Origin of the sequence: Devosia sp. RR2S18 (genome assembly GCF_030177755.1) — a bacterium.
In the GTDB taxonomy this organism is placed as follows: domain Bacteria; phylum Pseudomonadota; class Alphaproteobacteria; order Rhizobiales; family Devosiaceae; genus Devosia; species Devosia rhizosphaerae.
In genome coordinates this window covers 137,441-153,347 of record NZ_CP126539.1, presented here as the reverse complement: position 1 = coordinate 153,347, position 15,907 = coordinate 137,441, and the positions used below count along the sequence as shown (strand labels likewise).

The 15,907-nt window shown below is 62.4% G+C and carries 15 protein-coding genes; 8 read left to right on the top strand and 7 right to left on the bottom strand.

What is annotated here, in order from left to right; translation table 11 throughout:
• The first annotated feature begins 3 nt into the window (after positions 1-3).
• On the top strand, positions 4-474 hold the full coding sequence (locus tag QOV41_RS00725; protein ID WP_284578851.1) for a universal stress protein: 471 nt from the start codon (positions 4-6) through the stop codon (positions 472-474).
• Here QOV41_RS00725 and QOV41_RS19690 read toward each other — a convergent pair.
• Complete coding sequence (locus tag QOV41_RS19690; protein WP_350150295.1) at positions 400-774, bottom strand: DUF3817 domain-containing protein; 375 nt, start codon at positions 772-774, stop codon at positions 400-402. The two genes, QOV41_RS00725 and QOV41_RS19690, sit on opposite strands and share 75 nt — an antisense overlap.
• A 119-nt stretch (positions 775-893) precedes the next feature.
• On the opposite strand from QOV41_RS19690, the gene QOV41_RS00720 reads away from it, so the two are divergent.
• Positions 894-1,460: a NifU family protein gene (locus QOV41_RS00720; RefSeq protein ID WP_284578850.1), complete on the top strand. Its 567-nt coding sequence runs from the start codon at positions 894-896 to the stop codon at positions 1,458-1,460.
• Positions 1,461-1,508: 48 nt separating this feature from the next.
• On the opposite strand, the gene QOV41_RS00715 is transcribed toward QOV41_RS00720, so the two are convergent.
• The 3 genes from QOV41_RS00715 to QOV41_RS00705 form a co-directional block, all read right to left on the bottom strand.
• A complete protein-coding gene (locus QOV41_RS00715; RefSeq protein WP_284578849.1) occupies positions 1,509-2,540 on the bottom strand; it encodes a hemolysin family protein in 1,032 nt (343 codons plus the stop codon).
• Positions 2,541-2,613: 73 nt separating this feature from the next.
• Positions 2,614-3,087: an rRNA maturation RNase YbeY gene (gene ybeY, locus QOV41_RS00710; RefSeq protein WP_284581405.1), complete on the bottom strand. Its 474-nt coding sequence runs from the start codon at positions 3,085-3,087 to the stop codon at positions 2,614-2,616.
• On the bottom strand, positions 3,084-4,115 hold the full coding sequence (locus tag QOV41_RS00705; protein WP_284578847.1) for a PhoH family protein: 1,032 nt from the start codon (positions 4,113-4,115) through the stop codon (positions 3,084-3,086). Before QOV41_RS00705 ends, ybeY begins: the two co-directional genes overlap by 4 nt.
• A gap of 282 nt (positions 4,116-4,397) precedes the next feature.
• Here QOV41_RS00705 and QOV41_RS00700 point away from each other — a divergent pair, with 282 nt between their 5' ends.
• Positions 4,398-4,811 (top strand): DUF4260 domain-containing protein, encoded by a 414-nt coding sequence (locus QOV41_RS00700; RefSeq protein WP_284578846.1) that lies wholly within the window; start codon positions 4,398-4,400, stop codon positions 4,809-4,811.
• A gap of 2 nt (positions 4,812-4,813) precedes the next feature.
• On the opposite strand, the gene miaB is transcribed toward QOV41_RS00700, so the two are convergent.
• Positions 4,814-6,208, bottom strand: coding sequence for a tRNA (N6-isopentenyl adenosine(37)-C2)-methylthiotransferase MiaB (miaB, locus tag QOV41_RS00695; protein WP_284578845.1), 1,395 nt, complete (start codon positions 6,206-6,208; stop codon positions 4,814-4,816).
• 97 nt (positions 6,209-6,305) lie between these two features.
• On the opposite strand from miaB, the gene QOV41_RS00690 reads away from it, so the two are divergent.
• From QOV41_RS00690 to QOV41_RS00670, 5 genes are all read left to right on the top strand, one after another.
• Positions 6,306-6,500 (top strand): hypothetical protein, encoded by a 195-nt coding sequence (locus tag QOV41_RS00690; RefSeq protein ID WP_284578843.1) that lies wholly within the window; start codon positions 6,306-6,308, stop codon positions 6,498-6,500.
• Between the two features lie 154 nt (positions 6,501-6,654).
• Positions 6,655-8,379 (top strand): sensor histidine kinase, encoded by a 1,725-nt coding sequence (locus QOV41_RS00685; RefSeq protein WP_284578842.1) that lies wholly within the window; start codon positions 6,655-6,657, stop codon positions 8,377-8,379.
• 131 nt (positions 8,380-8,510) lie between these two features.
• The gene (rpsO, locus tag QOV41_RS00680; RefSeq protein WP_284578841.1) at positions 8,511-8,780 is read left to right on the top strand and encodes a 30S ribosomal protein S15; all 270 of its coding nucleotides are present in this window, start codon (positions 8,511-8,513) and stop codon (positions 8,778-8,780) included.
• 322 nt (positions 8,781-9,102) lie between these two features.
• Positions 9,103-11,244, top strand: a complete 2,142-nt coding sequence (pnp, locus tag QOV41_RS00675; protein WP_284578839.1) for a polyribonucleotide nucleotidyltransferase — start codon at positions 9,103-9,105, stop codon at positions 11,242-11,244.
• Between the two features lie 248 nt (positions 11,245-11,492).
• Positions 11,493-12,119, top strand: coding sequence for a L,D-transpeptidase (locus QOV41_RS00670; RefSeq protein WP_284581404.1), 627 nt, complete (start codon positions 11,493-11,495; stop codon positions 12,117-12,119).
• A 241-nt stretch (positions 12,120-12,360) separates the two neighbouring features.
• Here the strand turns inward: QOV41_RS00670 and infB are convergent, their stop codons facing one another.
• Together infB and QOV41_RS00660 are read right to left on the bottom strand one after the other, a co-directional pair.
• Positions 12,361-15,198, bottom strand: a complete 2,838-nt coding sequence (gene infB, locus QOV41_RS00665) for a translation initiation factor IF-2 (RefSeq protein ID WP_284578838.1) — start codon at positions 15,196-15,198, stop codon at positions 12,361-12,363.
• Positions 15,191-15,892, bottom strand: a complete 702-nt coding sequence (locus tag QOV41_RS00660) for an RNA-binding protein (RefSeq protein WP_284578837.1) — start codon at positions 15,890-15,892, stop codon at positions 15,191-15,193. The genes infB and QOV41_RS00660 overlap by 8 nt, the downstream gene beginning before the upstream one ends.
• Between the last annotated feature and the right edge of the window lie 15 nt (positions 15,893-15,907).

Sequence of the window (15,907 nt, the reverse complement as noted above, 5' to 3'; positions counted from 1 at the left end):
CGCATGTACGAGACCGAATATAAACGCAAATTCCTGGTCCTCATCGACGAGACGGCCGAATGCGATCGCGCCCTCACCTTTGCCGCCTATCGCGTCAAGCGGACCGGCGGCACGGTGGTGTTGATGAGCGTCGTGCCTAAGCCCGAATTCATCGGCTTGGGCGTCGAGGACGTGCTCCGGGCCGAGGCGGTGGAAGAAGCCGAGCGCAATCTCGACACACGGCTGGCCCGCACCAAGGACATTGGCGACGTGCGTGCCGAGACGGTGGTGCGCGAAGGCGACGCTGCCGAGGAGATCGAACGGGTGATTGCCCAGGATCAGGGCATCGCCATTCTGGTGCTCGCCGCATCCACCTCCTCGGATGGACCCGGACCATTGGTGACGCACTTCGCCTCGCGCTCAAACGGGCTTCCCATCCCCCTCACCGTCGTGCCGGGCCGGATGAGCGACGAGGAGATTATCGCCATCTGCTAAGCGGCTACGCCGCCGGCGCGGCCACTTGCTTGCGCTTGAGCATCGGGTCGTTGAGGAATGTGCCCAAGGGGACAAAGGCGGCCAGGAACGTCGTGCCCACTGCCCTGCCGTAAGCCCCTGCCCCGGCAGCATGCTCATCATCGCGAGCAGATAGACGACAAAGGCGATGCCGTGCACTAGGCCGACAGTCGGCACCAGCTGCGGATAGCCGAAGACATATTTGGCGGGCATGGCGACAAAAAATAGCGCCACGGTGGTAATGCCCTCGAGAACACCGATATATCTGAATGCGCGTATCATGTTATGACCCTAGCGCGCTGCTGCCATGGCTGGAACGCGGCGCAAGGTCGCGAATAGCACTTGCTCTCCGCGCGGCAGAGTGCTATTTTAGAACCGTTCTAATCTCCTGAGGCGCCCCGATGTTCATCCAGACCGAAGCCACGCCGAACCCGGCAACGCTGAAATTCCTGCCCGGACGCGATGTGCTGCCCGGCGATCCCCGCGATTTCCGCACACCCGAATCTGCCGCTATTTCGCCTCTGGCCAATGGGCTCTTCGCCATTTCCGGCGTCACCGGCGTGTTCCTGGGCTCCGACTTCATCTCTGTTAGCAAGGACGACACCGACTGGGCCCATATCAAGCCCGCCATTCTCGGCGTCATCATGGACCATTTCCTCTCCGGTAAGCCGGTGATCGCCGATGGCGCCACTGAAGCTGTCGATTTCTCGGAAGTCGATGAGTTCTACGAGGAAGAGGACAACGAGACCGTCGAGGTCATCAAGGAACTCCTGGCCACGCGCGTCCGTCCGGCCGTCGCTATGGATGGCGGCGACATTATCTTCAAGGGCTACAAGGAGGGCACCGTGTTCCTCCACATGCAGGGCGCCTGTTCGGGCTGCCCCTCCTCAACCGCCACGCTCAAGAGCGGCATTGAGAACCTGCTGCGCCATTTCGTCCCCGGCGTCGAAGGCGTCCAGCAGGTCTGACCAGACCTCACGGTATACGAGAAGGCCCGGAGCGATCCGGGCCTTTTGTTATTCTGCGGCGGCTTTTTCGAACTCGCTGCGCTGGTCGGTGATGGCCAGCGGCTCGGCGACAGGTTCGCTTCCCTTGCGCCGAATACGCAGCCGCTTGATACGCCGGCTGTCGGCCGCCAGAATTTCGAAGTCGAAGCCGGGCAGATTGGTGATCCGTTCGCCTCTTTTGGGCACATGGCCCGCCAGATCGAATACCAGGCCTCCAAGGGTCTCGACATCCTCGCCATATTCGCCTGGGTCGAATTCGGCACCCAGCAAGGTCCGTACATCGCTCAGCTCGGCACGCGCATCGGCGATATAGGTGCCCTCGCCCACCTTGCGGATCAGCGCCTTGGCGAGTTCGTCATGCTCGTCCTCGATCTCCCCGACGACCACTTCGAGCAGGTCCTCGATAGTGACGAGCCCGTCGGTCCCGCCATATTCGTCGACGACGATCGCCATATGGGTGCGGCTGGCGCGCATGGACTGAAGCAGGTCACCCACTGGCATGAAGGTGGGCACGAACATCGCGTCGCGAATGACATCGGCCCGCACCACCTTCTGGCGGAGCACCGCCGAGGCGAGCTTGACCGGGACGTCCTTGTCCGGATCGGTCACGGGCTGGGTAATTTTGCTCAGCGCGTCCTTGACGTGGACGAAGCCCAGTATGTTGTCGAGATTGTCGTCAAAGATGGGCAGGCGCGAATGGCCGGCCTGGCGGAACTTGGCGATCAGCACGCCTAGATTTTCGTCGGCCTCGATGGCTTGGATATCGCTGCGCTCCACCATCACGTCGCCCACGCTCACATTGGAGAGCTTGAGCACATTCTGCAGGATCGTGCGTTCGCTTTCCGTGAAGGAGGCGGTTTCGGCGCTCCCTTCTTCTTCCAGCGCGACCTGGAGGTCGTCGCGCAGGGAAACCGTGCCCCGGGCAAGCATGGCCCGCAACCGGTTCCAGATCGATGGCCCCCGTTGCGAAACGGAGGCGGGACTAGAGGGAGGCTCGGATTTTGTGGGCGCCTGAAGGCCCAAACTGTCGCTGTCGTTCATGTTCCTCTGCCGCAATCATACGGCCGTGTTGCTAAAGGACCGAAATGGCGAAACTTGGTCACCTGTTCCCGCCTTAATCTGCATAGGGGTCTGCAACCCCCAGGCTGGCCAGAATCTTGGTTTCGAGCCCCTCCATTTGCAGGGCTTCTGCCTCGGTCAGGTGATCATACCCCAGAATGTGCAGGAATCCATGCACAATCAGGTGGGTGAAGTGGTCGGCAAAGCTCTTGTCGAGCTCTTGCGCCTCCCGCTCCAGGGTTTCGCGTGCGAGCGTAATGTCGCCGAGAATGCCCACAACCGGGCCGAAGGGCTCGATCTGGGGGAAGCTCAGCACATTGGTGGAGCTGTCCTTGCCGCGCCATTGCTGATTGAGCTCATGCTGCTCTTCGTCATTGGTGAGGAGGATCGAAAGCTCGGCTGCCCCCCGGATCTTGGCTCCGGACTGCTGGAGCGCAGCCAAAACGGCACGCTCGGCCAGAGAATCGAGATCCTCCGGCCAAGCTTCGTCATTGCGAATTATGGCAATCTCAAGCGGCAGAGCGGTCAGCGCGCGACCCCTTCGCTGAGCTTCTCCTGGGCACGCCGGGTTACATCAGCCTCATAGGCTCGCACGATTCGGCCGACCAGGGCATGGCGCACCACGTCCTTGTCGTTGAAGCGGCTGATATGGACGCCTTCGACGCCATCAAGCAGATGCACCGCTTCTACCAGCCCCGATTTCTCACCCCGCGGCAAGTCGACCTGCGTGGGGTCGCCAGTGACGATCATCTTGGAGTTTTCGCCCAGGCGGGTCAGAAACATCTTCATCTGCATGGACGTGGTGTTCTGTGCCTCGTCGAGAATAACCACCGCGTTAGCGAGCGTACGGCCACGCATAAAAGCTAGCGGGGCAACTTCGATAATGCCCGAGGTGATGCAGCGCTCGACATTTTCGGGCTTCATCATGTCGTAAAGCGCGTCATAGAGCGGGCGGAGATAGGGATCGACCTTCTCCTTCATGTCTCCTGGGAGGAACCCCAGGCGTTCGCCGGCCTCGACGGCCGGGCGAGACAGAATGATGCGGTTGATGTCGCCCCGTTCGAGCAGCGAGGCGGCGTGAGCGACGGCGAGATAGGTCTTGCCGGTACCGGCCGGGCCCACACCGAAGACCAGTTCGCTCCGCTCCATGGCGCGCATATAGGCGTCTTGGGCTGGCGTGCGGGCGACAATGGTGGATTTGCGGGTGGCGATCTGCGCCATGCGCACCTTGCCCTTGCGCTCCAGCGTAGGGAGGGTCAGCTGGCTGTCCTCGGTCTGGATCATGCGGATGACGGCGTCGACGTCAGCCATCTCCATTGAGCGGCCTTCCTCGAGACCGGCATAGAGCGATTCCAGCACGCGGCGCGCCTGGTCTACCGCCGAGGCGGCACCCTTGAGCAGCACGTGATTGCCGCGCGGTGTTGCCGAGACCTTGAGGCGCTGCTCGATAAGCGCCAGGTTCTGGTCGAAATCACCATAAAGCTGGGCCGCCAGGCGATTATCTTCAAAAGCGAGTTCGAGTTGCGATGCGAGTGCGTTGTCTGCGGTCGGTGACAAAAGCCTGCTCAAACTGGTTTGGCTCCCCGGAGGAGGACGGCGCGGGCTTGCGCCAGTCGCTGCTGATAACGACGCTAGGACGATTTGGTCGCCGTGTCTGTAGCAATATTGTGACGAGATCGCTTGGGGACAAGGGTATGTGGATCTCCAGCAGCCTTTGGCCAGCCTCCAGGCCATACAGATCTGAATGGCACGCCTGCAATCACCGGCAGTTGGGCGCCGCTCTGGCTCCGCCTAAGTTCTTGAGAGCAAACCCGCTCCAGGCCAGTCCAGAGGCCCCAAATGACGAACGAAGCTTCCTCGATTTCGGCTTCCCTGCCCGCGCTCGCCACCGGCGGCGTCCGCACGGTGTTGCGGCTAGAGGGCTTGGCAGCCTTGATAGTCGCCACGGCTGCCTATTTCACCAATGGTGGCACGCTTTGGCTTTTCGCCGTATTGTTCTTCGCGCCCGACATCAGCTTTGCGGCATACACCGTCAACTCCAGGGCCGGGGCGGCCGCCTACAATGTTGCCCACAGCTATGTGTCGGCTGCTCTTCTTGCCGGAGCGGGGTTGCTGACCGGCGCCGAGCTGCTGGTTCATCTGGCGCTGATCCTGGCCGCTCATATCGGCTTTGACCGGTCCCTTGGCTATGTGTTGAAATACGGTACAGCGTTCTCGCACACGCACCTGGGCCCGATCGGCAAGAGCCGCTAAACCTAGGCGGCCTGCGCCACGGCCAGTCGGCCCACCAGCGAATTGGTCGAGGTACCGACGATCTCCACCTGATGGATGGCGCCGATGAGATCGGTGCTGCCCTCGAGGTGCACGGCCTGAAGATACGGTGAACGCCCGCCTACCTGGCCCGGCATGCGCCCGGGGCGCTCGATTAGGACGGGCAGGGTGCGACCTACGCAGGACTGATGAAAGGCAGTCGTCTGTGCATTGACTAGTTCCTGCAGCCGGTAGAGGCGCTCGGTCTTAACCTCTTCGGCAATCTGCCCGTCCAGGTTAGCGCCGGGCGTGCCGGGGCGCGTTGAGTATTTGAACGAATAGGCCGAGGCATAACCCACCTGCCGGATGATGCTGAGGGTGTCCTCGAAATCCTGGTCGGTTTCGCCGGGAAAGCCGACGATGAAATCGCCCGACAGGGCCATGTCCGGGCGTGCCGCCTTGATGCGCCCGATCGTCTCGAGATATTCGGCTGCCGTATGCCGCCGGTTCATTGCCTTGAGGATGCGGTCCGAACCCGACTGCACCGGCAGGTGCAGATAGGGCATCAGGATCGGCAGGTCGCGATGGGCGGCAATCAGCGCCTCGTCCATGTCCCGCGGATGACTGGTGGTATAGCGGAGGCGTTCGAGCCCATCAATTTCAGCCAGGCGATAGGCCAGCTCGCCCAGGCTGACGGCACGGCCATTGTCGTCTCCGTGATAGGCGTTGACGTTCTGGCCCAACAGCGTGATCTCCTTGACGCCGGCTTCGACTAGGCCGCGCGCTTCGGCGAGCACCTGGGCCAATGGCCGGGAGACCTCGGCGCCGCGGGTATAGGGCACCACGCAGAAGCTGCAGAACTTGTCGCATCCTTCCTGCACGGTGAGGAACGCGGTCAGCCCCCGCTTGATTGTCACTTCCTTGCGGGCCGCTGGCAGGTGCTCGAACTTGTCTTCCTCGGGGAAGTCGGTGTCGATCACCGCCTGCTTCAGGCTGGGATGCATGTGCCGCTGCGCTTGCGCCCTGGCCAGCATGTCGGGCAGCTTGTGATAGGCCTGCGGCCCGAACACCATATCCACGACGGGCGCCCGCCGGGCGATCTCTTCGCCTTCCGCCTGCGCTACGCACCCGGCAACGCCAATCATCATGTCGGCGCCCATGGCGCGCCGCTCATTCTGCAGTTCCTTGAGGCGCCCGAGTTCGGAAAATACCTTTTCGCTCGCCTTTTCGCGGATGTGGCAGGTGTTGAGCAGTACCAGATCGGCTTCGGCAATATCCAGCGTCGGCTCATAGCCATGAGGGCTCAGCGCATCACTCATGCGGTCGCTGTCATAGACATTCATCTGACAGCCATAGGTCTTGATGAAGAGCTTTTTGGTGTTGGCGCGCGTCTCGGTCATGGGCGCTCCATACCAGAATGGGTCTCCAGCTCAAAGTGGTGCAACCACGGCCCGCGCCAAAGTGTTTGTTATTGCAACAGACGAAAGGAATTAAGCCATGGCCGATGATCCGAAAAAGACCGACGAGGCGGCGGCGATGAAGGACGGCAAGAAGCCCGGTCCCAAGGAATCGCCCTATCAGGTGCGCCCCGCAGGCGAGGAAAACGTCGCCGACAAACCCAAGGATTGGGACAAGCAGGACGAAGCGGTGGATGAGAGCTTCCCCGCGAGCGATCCGGCAACCAACTACTGATCCGATTTCAAACATCCTGAAGGCCGGACCCGTGTTCGACCTCTTTTTGGGTGCGAGCCGACGAAATCAGCGCAACCGCGCTTTTCCTCCTTCGCAAATCGCGGCTATGTTGCTGCTGGCGGCATGAGTGCGATAGGGCCGCGGAAAGTGCGGCATGACCCCTATTGCCCAGGCCACGGGTGGCACCGAGATCAATCTGTCCAAACAGCGCTCCTGGGCGCGCTCCCGGCCTATTGGCTTATATCTGGTCGCGCTGGTTCTGGTTATCATCATCCCTGCGCTGTTCGGGTCGTTGGTGCTGCTGAACCGCGCCCATCAGGCGCAGCGGGACGTCGTCCGCAGCCTCACCAATGCTACCGTCCAGGCGATCGGGCAGTCGGTGGAGCGCGAGATCGCAGGCATGGTCACCACGCTCCGCCTGCTCTCCAGCAGCCCCTCGCTCGAACGTGGTGATCTCGAAGAGTTTCATGCGCGCGGGCTGGTCGCGCTCGCAGGCACCGGAGCCTACCTCGTGGCTTTGGACGCGCAGTTCGAAATGCTGCTCAACACCCGCGTTCGCTATGGCGTCCAGCTCGGTCCTACGGCTGATCCGGTGACCGCCGCGGCAGCCCTGGAGCGTGGCACCGCCACGGCCTCGGGCGTTATCTACGGCCCCATTGCGCAGCAATGGCTCTATAGTGTGTTCCTCCCGGTGCCTGATGCCGATGACGTCACGCTGCTGGCAATCAATCAGACCGCGCTGGGTCTGACCCCAGCCCTGCAGTCCCGCCAATTGCCACCGGGTTGGAACGCAGCGCTGGTCGACGCCCAGAACCTGGTGATCACCGCAACGCCGGGTGCTGACCTGCCGCCCGGAACGCTGTTTCCTCTCCTGCGCACCGCAGAAGAGCCATCCGAACCGTGGCGATATGAAGACATGGATGGCCGCTCGGTCATCACGTCGGAATGGCGCGCGCCAACGACCGGCTGGCGGGTCATCGCCTGGGCTGATGCGGCAACCGTGGACGCCGCCTTCACCGAATCCCTGCTTTGGCTGGTTGCCTGGGGCGTGCTCATTGGCGTGGTGGCGGCCTTGCTCGCCTTCCATATCGGGCAACGCATTGGTCTGTCGGTGCGTGGACTGCGCCAGGATGCGCTCAAGCTTGGACACGGCGAACCGGTGACGGCCCGACCCTACCCCGTCGCCGAGATCGCCGAGGTTTCGCGCGCTCTAGCCGATGCGTCCAAAGAGCGCCGCGCCGCCGAACAGGAGGTCAACTTCTTGATGCGCGAGCTGGCGCACCGCTCCAAGAACCAGATGACGGTGATCGCCGCCATGGCCAAGCAGACCGCCCGCGGTGCCGAAAACGTGGAAACCTATGTGCAAGCCTTTGAACGGCGGATCATGGGACTGGCGCGATCCACCGATCTCTTGCTCGCGCATGGCCGCGTCGGCATTTCCCTCCGCGAGCTGATCGAAAATCAGCTTGCGCCCTTCTGCCCCACCGATCCCGAACGGGTCGCGCTCAACGGGGCCGACCTTCGCCTCAACATGCAGGCAGCCCAGATATTGGGCATGGCTGTGCATGAGCTATCCACCAACGCTGTTAAATATGGCGCCTTCCGGGGCGATGATGGGCAGTTGACCATCACCTGGTTGGTCGTCGATGACGCGTTGGATTTCTCGTGGCGCGAGACCGTGCAGGACGCCACGCCGCCGCAGAACGAGCGGGTGGGCTTTGGTACCAAAGTGCTCAAGGCCATGGTGGGCTCGTCGCTGGGGGCGCAGGTTGACCGTCTCAGCCACGCCGATGGCATTGAATGGCACTTTGTCATTCCGCTCGAAGGCATAGACCCGGGCCGGATGCCTGAGGCGGGCCACGAGGCGCAGGACGAATAATTCTGGTCTTTTCGGCTATTTTGCCCTATAGGGGCGCGCGTGCGGACCTTTGCGTCCGCCATCATGGCCCCGCCTGGACGACATCCCGGCCGGGGCGACCTATCCTCCTCATAAAAAAAGGATCTTATCCGATGTCGATTACCCCCGAGCGCAAATCCGCTCTGATCCAGGAATTCGCCACCAAGCCGAACGACACCGGTTCCCCGGAAGTTCAGGTTGCGATCCTGTCGGAACGCATTTCGAACCTCACCGAACACTTCAAGGGCCACGCCAAGGACAATCACTCCCGCCGCGGCCTGCTGAAGCTCGTTTCGCTCCGTCGCCGTCTGCTCGACTATGTCAAGAAGACCGACGAAGCGCGTTACCGCGCCCTCATCGAAAAGCTGGGCCTGCGCCGCTAAGCGCATTCACGCTGCGATGCGGGGCGTTCCGTCCCGCATTCGCCTTTTTCGCCGTTCAGGATCCGTTCATCTATGCGGCGGACCTGCGGCCCGCGTAGCCGGCAGATGCCGGAGCATGGCAGGATTATTGGCCACTCCCCAAGCCGGAGTTGCTTGTTGTCTTGCCCATGTTTCGTCGCTGCCAGACAGAAACAGTGCCTGATTTTGAGCCGGTAATGCACATGGGGTGCAGCGCCGGTGCGGGCACACCGGATGAGTTCGCGAGGGTTTTCTACGCCCCCCGCGCTCCCGCTCTTCCGGCAGAATGGAAAGACGAAAACCCATGACGATCAATTTTGATCACCACAAGGTCGAGCTCAACTGGGGCGGCCAGCCCCTGACGCTCGAGACCGGCAAGATGGCCCGCCAGGCCGATGGCGCCGTGTTGGCCACGCTGGGCGAGACTGTTGTTCTTGCCACCGTTGTTTCGGCCAAGTCGGCAAAGCCAGGCCAGGACTTCTTCCCGCTGACCGTCAATTACCAGGAAAAGTACTTCGCCGCGGGCAAGATCCCCGGTGGCTACTTCAAACGCGAAGGCCGGCCGACCGAGAACGAGACGCTGACCAGCCGCCTTATTGACCGCCCTATTCGTCCGCTCTTCCCCGATGGTTACAAGAACGAGACCCAGGTCATCATCACCGTTCTCCAGCATGACATGGAGAACAACCCCGACGTGCTCGCCATGGTGGCCGCTTCCGCAGCCCTGACCATTTCCGGTGTTCCCTTCATGGGCCCGATCGGCGCTGCCCGCGTCGGCTATGTCGATGGCGAGTATGTCTTGAACCTGCCCGTCGACCGCCGCGCTGACAGCAAGCTCGACCTCGTCATGGCCGGTACCGAGGACGCCGTGCTGATGGTGGAATCGGAAGCCAAGGAGCTGTCCGAAGAAGTGATGCTGGGCGCCGTGATGTTCGGTCACGCCGAAAGCAAGAAGGTCATCCAGGCCGTCATCAAGCTGGCCGAGCTCGCTGCCAAGGAGCCCCGCGACTTCACGGCTCCCGACTATTCGGCGCTTGAATCCGAAGTGCTCTCGTTTATCGAGACTGATCTGCGCGAAGCCTACAAGATCACCAAGAAAGAAGACCGTTACGCTGCGGTCGATGCGGCCAAGGCCAAGGTCAAGGAGCACTTCGCGCCCAAGATCGAATCCGGTGAAATCTCCGGCGAAGACCTCAGCGAGGTAATCCACAACCTGCAGGCCAAGATCGTCCGCTGGAACATCCTTGATACCGGCCACCGCATCGACGGCCGCGATCTCAAGACCGTGCGCCCGATCGTTTCGGAAGTCGGTCTACTGCCCCGAACCCATGGTTCGGCGCTGTTCACCCGCGGCGAGACCCAGGCGCTGGTGGTTGCCACCCTCGGCACCGGTGAAGACGAGCAGTTCATCGACTCGCTTGAAGGCACCAAGAAGGAAAACTTCCTCCTGCACTACAACTTCCCTCCCTATTCAGTGGGTGAAGCAGGTCGCATGGGTTCTCCCGGCCGCCGCGAAATCGGCCACGGCAAGCTGGCGTGGCGCGCGGTCAACCCGATCCGCCCGTCCATGGAAGAGTTCCCCTACACCATCCGCGTGGTCTCCGAGATCACCGAATCCAACGGCTCGTCTTCCATGGCGACCGTGTGCGGCACCTCGCTTGCATTGATGGATGCCGGTGTGCCACTGGCCCGTCCCGTGGCCGGTATCGCCATGGGCCTGATCCTGGAAGGCGAGCGCTTCGCCGTGCTGTCCGACATCCTGGGTGACGAAGATCACCTCGGCGACATGGACTTCAAGGTGGCCGGCACGGAAGAGGGTGTCACCTCGCTCCAGATGGACATCAAGATCGCCGGCATCACCGAAGAGATCATGCAGGTTGCTCTGGCTCAGGCCAAGGAAGGCCGCGCTCATATCCTGGGCGAAATGGCCAAGGCGCTCTCCGCTTCGCGCGGTGAAGTGGGCGAGTTCGCCCCGCGCATCGAGACCCTCAAGATCCCGACAGACAAGATCCGTGAAGTGATCGGCACCGGCGGCAAGGTGATCCGCGAGATCGTCGAAAAGACCGGCGCCAAGATCAACATCGACGATGACGGCACCGTCAAGGTCTCGTCCTCGGACGGTTCGCAGATCGAAGCTGCCATCAAGTGGATCCGCTCGATCACCGATGAGCCCGAGATCGGCGCCATTTACCAGGGCACGGTCGTAAAGACCGCCGATTTCGGCGCCTTCGTGAACTTCTTTGGCGCCAAGGACGGGCTGGTCCATATCAGCCAGCTGGCCGACCAGCGCGTCGCCAAGACCACCGACGTGGTCAAGGAAGGCGACAAGGTCTGGGTCAAGCTCCTGGGCTTTGACGAACGCGGCAAGGTTCGTCTGTCGATGAAGATCATCGATCAGGCGACTGGCAAAGAGATCGTCAAGGGTGAGGAAGCTGCAGCCGAGTAGGCTGTATTGTCCCGCTTAGAGACACTGCTAAGGCCCGGATTTGTCCGGGCCTTTTCACTTCTGTGACTTTCCAGCAACAGAGTTGAACATCACATCAGCGCGAGGGAACCGCCGTTTCGGCGCCTCGTTCACGACTGAGGCTTTCCTGCACTAGAAAACCGTTGGGACGGAGCATAGGGCATTGGCCACACCGATGATTCAAGTCACCCGCGTTTAAGGGATTACCCGTGCTCTCACGTCGCCTATTCATGATTGGCTTGCCTGCGGTCGCTCTGGCGGCCTGTTCGTCCACCCGAACTCCTGTGGTTCAGGAGCCGACCATCGACCCATACTATGTCCGCATGTATGGTCCCATCTATGATGAGCCACATCCTGTGCAGGCTATGGATCTGCGCCGGGTCGACCCCAAGTGGTGGCGCCAGGAAGTGGCCTACTCCACCTCCGAACGCCCCGGCACGATCGTGGTCGACACCCCCGCACGCTTCCTCTATCTCGTGATGGAAGGCGGCCGCGCGCTGCGCTATGGCGTCGGCGTTGGCAAGGATGAGGCCCTGGTGTTCCGTGGCACCGCCACCATTGGCCGCAAGGCTCAGTGGCCGAGCTGGACCCCCACCCAGAACATGATCCAGCGCGAGCCGGACCGCTACGGTCCTTATGCTGGTGGGATGCCGGGCGGCCCAGAGAACCCGCTGGGTCCGCGCGCTCTCTACCTTTACCGTGATGGTCGTGACACGCTGTTCCGCCTCCACGGCACCACCGAGCCCTATACGATCGGCACCAATGTGTCCTCGGGATGCATTCGCCTGATGAACCAGGACATTATCGACCTCTACGCCCGCGTGCCGGTCGGCACCAAGGTCGTGGTCTACAACTAGGCTAAAGCTGCCGGGCCACTGCCGCGGCAGCGGTGATTCTCGCTTCGGATTCCGTAGTCACCGGAGCGAACATCGCCGCTGTCGCGACAAGGGCCCGACAGAAGATCCAAAGCCCGCTCCCCAGGGAGCGGGCTTTTTCGTGTTTGGGATAGCTCCGTCGGGGGCAGGGCACCATGTGCATAAAACAAAGGGCGCCGGAGTTGCCTCCAGCGCCCTTAATGCCTTGCTTTTGGTTCGCGCCCTAGAGCGAGCGCTGTACCGTCTCGACGCGGAAGCATTCGATCTGGTCGCCAGCACGGATGTCTTCGTAGTTCTCGAAGGCCATGCCGCACTCCTGTCCGGTCTGGACGTCCTTGACCTCGTCTTTGAAGCGCTTGAGCGTCTTGAGCTTGCCTTCATGAATGACGACGTTGTCGCGCAAGAGGCGCACGCCGGCACCACGCTCCACAATGCCTTCGGTGACCCGGCAGCCAGCGACCTTGCCGACCTTGGTGATGTTGAACACTTCCAGGATCTCGGCGTAGCCAATGAAGGTCTCGCGACGTTCGGGCTTGAGCAGGCCGCTCATGGCGTTCTTCACGTCGTCCACGAGGTCGTAGATGATGTTGTAGTAGCGGATCTCGTTGCCTTCGCGGGTCGCCAGCTCCTGCGCCTGCTTGTTGGCACGCACATTGAAGCCGATGATAATCGCGTTCGAGGCCGAAGCCAGCGTCACATCGGACTCGGTAATGCCGCCGACACCCGAGAAGAGGATCTGTGCGGACACTTCCTCGGTCGAGAGCTTGTTGAGCGACGCATTGATCGCTTCCACCGAGCCTTGCACGTCGCCCTTGATAATCAAGGGGAACTTGGCAATGCCCGAAGCCTTGAGCTGGTTCATCATCTGCTCGAGGCTGGTCGCACCACCGCCCGCGGTTTTTTCGCGGATGGCGCGCTGACGGTACTCGGTGACTTCACGAGCGCGCGCTTCGGTTTCGACCACCGAGAAGCGGTCGCCGGCACTTGGCACGCCATTGAAGCCCAACACTTCCACCGGCACGGACGGACCGGCTTCCTTGACCTGCTCGCCCTGATCGTTGATCAGCGCACGAACACGCGCAAACTCGGTACCAGCCACCAGAATATCGCCCACGCGCAGGGTGCCACGCTGCACCAGCATTGTCGCTACCGCACCGCGGCCGCGATCGAGCTTGGCTTCGATCACGAGGCCTTCGGCACGCCCATCATGAGCAGCCCGGAGTTCGAGCACTTCGGCCTGCAGCAGGATGGTCTCGAGCAGCTTGTCGAGGCCGTCATGCGTCTTGGCCGAAACTTCCACGTCCAGCGTGTCGCCGCCCATGGATTCCACGAACACTTCGTGCTGCAGCAGTTCGGTCCGGACGCGGGTCGGATTGGCTTCCGGCTTGTCCATCTTGTTGATGGCCACGATGATCGGCACACCCGCCGCTTTGGCATGCTTGATGGATTCGATCGTCTGCGGCATCACGCCGTCATCCGCCGCCACCACCAACACGGCGATGTCAGTCGCCTGCGCACCGCGGGCACGCATGGCGGTGAACGCCTCGTGGCCAGGGGTGTCAAGGAAGGTAACCTTCTGGCCCTTCTTTTCGACCTGGTAGGCACCGATATGCTGGGTGATGCCACCGGCTTCGCCCGAAACCACGTTGGCCTCGCGGATGGCGTCCAGCAGCGAGGTCTTGCCGTGGTCGACGTGGCCCATGATGGTGACCACTGGTGCACGATTGTCGAGATCTTCCACATTGTCATCGGCGGGGATGTCGAACAGACCTTCTTCGACGTCGGCTTCCGAGACGCGCCTGACGGTGTGGCCCAGTTCGGTGGCGATCAGTTCGGCGGTATCGGCGTCGAGAATGTCGTTGATCTTCATCATCTGACCCTGTTGCATCAGGAGCTTGATGACGTCGACAGACCGCTCGGCCATACGGTTAGCCAGTTCCTGGACCGTGATGGCTTCAGGAATAATGACTTCGCGGCTGATCTTGGGCTGGGTCGACTGGTTGCGACCCATCTTCTTGTCGCGACGGCGACGCATGGCGGCCAGCGACGGACCGCGATCGCGATCGTTTTCGGTCGTGGCACTGGCCACAGTGAGGCGACCACGCGCATTGGTTTCGCCAGCGCGACGAACGGGCCGCTCCGGCGCCGCGCGGGAGGCGCGGCGGGCGTTTTCGAGTTCGGCTGCCGTGGTCGGACGGGTCTGCGGGGCACCGGTACGAGTACGACGGCCATCGGCCTCGCTCGGTGGAGCAGGGGGCACATTGCCGATCGGCGCCATGCCGGCCCCGGCCGGACGGCGATCACCAGCTGGACGGGCCGCAGTGCCGGCCGGACGTGCACCAGCAGCACCCGGACGAGCCCCAGCGGCGCCCGGACGGATCAGTGCATTAGCGCCGCGCTCGCTTTCCGGACGCGTATTGCTCGGCCGCTCGACGCGCGGTGGCCGCGGCGGCTGGCCGGGACGACCAGCAACGACACGGACGCTTGATGGTCCCGGATTGCGCTGTGATGCAGGCGTATAGGGTGTCTGTTCGGGCTCTTCTGCGGCAGGGGCGGGGGCGGCCTCCGGCTCGGGAGCCGATTGCGGCTCGGCCTCAGCCTGCTCGGCCTTGCGGCGGTCTTCTTCCTGGCGCTCGGCCTCCTCGCGGACTTGCCGGCGACGGTTCTCGTCTTCGATGCGGCGAGCCTCTTCAGCCGCGAACCGTTCCTGGTCCTCGGCTGCACGGGCACCAGCCAGCGCCAGCGCCTGACGCCGGGCTTCAGCTTCCGCCGCGCTGAGACCCAGCGGGGCGCGCTGCTGCGGCTGGCTGGATCGGTTCAGCGGTGGGCGACCCTGCTGGGGGCGGTTGCCCTGCGCGGGTCCAGCAGATTGCGGCCGCTGGGGAGCACCGGAAGGAGCGCCGGGCTTTGGAATTACGCGCGTGCGCTTTTCGACGACCACCGTCGAGCGCGAGGGTCCACGCGACATCCCGGGCCGGTTGCCCATGTTCGGGCCGCCCTTCAATGTCAGCGTCTTCTTCGCGCCGGTGTCATCAGTGCGCTTGTCGTCGTTATCAGCCATACTTCTCGCGTCTCTCGTCCTGTTCCTCGGACAAAATTTCACCGTCAACCGCAGGGCGGCCGGTGTCCTTGTCCGTCGGTTTGGCGGTATAAAGTGCCAGCCTTCTGGCCTTTTCCACCGCCGCTCGGGCTGCTGCCCCATTCGTTAGGGCAGCATGTATCACATTTTCAAGCCCAAGTGCCAAACCCATTTGCTCCGATGAGAGCAATTCGAAATGCGGCACTTCGAACTCGTCTATTCCCTCTTCACGGGCGGCGTAGTGGAGGGCTTTGAGCGGCCCCACCATCTTGCTGCGCCCGTCTTCTGCGGCGTCAGTAGCCGTAATCAGCGCGATGAGGTCGCCGCTCACGATCAGGCCGCGCACCTTGGTGGCGCCAAACACCAGCTGGCCGGCCTTGCGCGCCATGCCCAGCGCCGCAAGATAGCGCTGCTCAAGCCGCAATTGCGTGAGCCCCGGCAGGTCCTCGGGCAAGGTGACCTCGCTCTTGAGGCTCCGCCCAAATACCCGCTTCTTGACTGCCTCGGCCACCGCATCGCGACTAAGACTGATCCATACGCCGCGACCCTCGGCTTTGGCCTCGGTATCGGGCGCCAGCACATTGTCCGGTCCCAGGACGAAGCGGATCAGCTCTGGCACGGGTTTTTCAACCCGTGTCAGTGCACACATTCTCGTCGTTTCTTCGCGCCGGGCCATCTGGTCCCTCGCTCC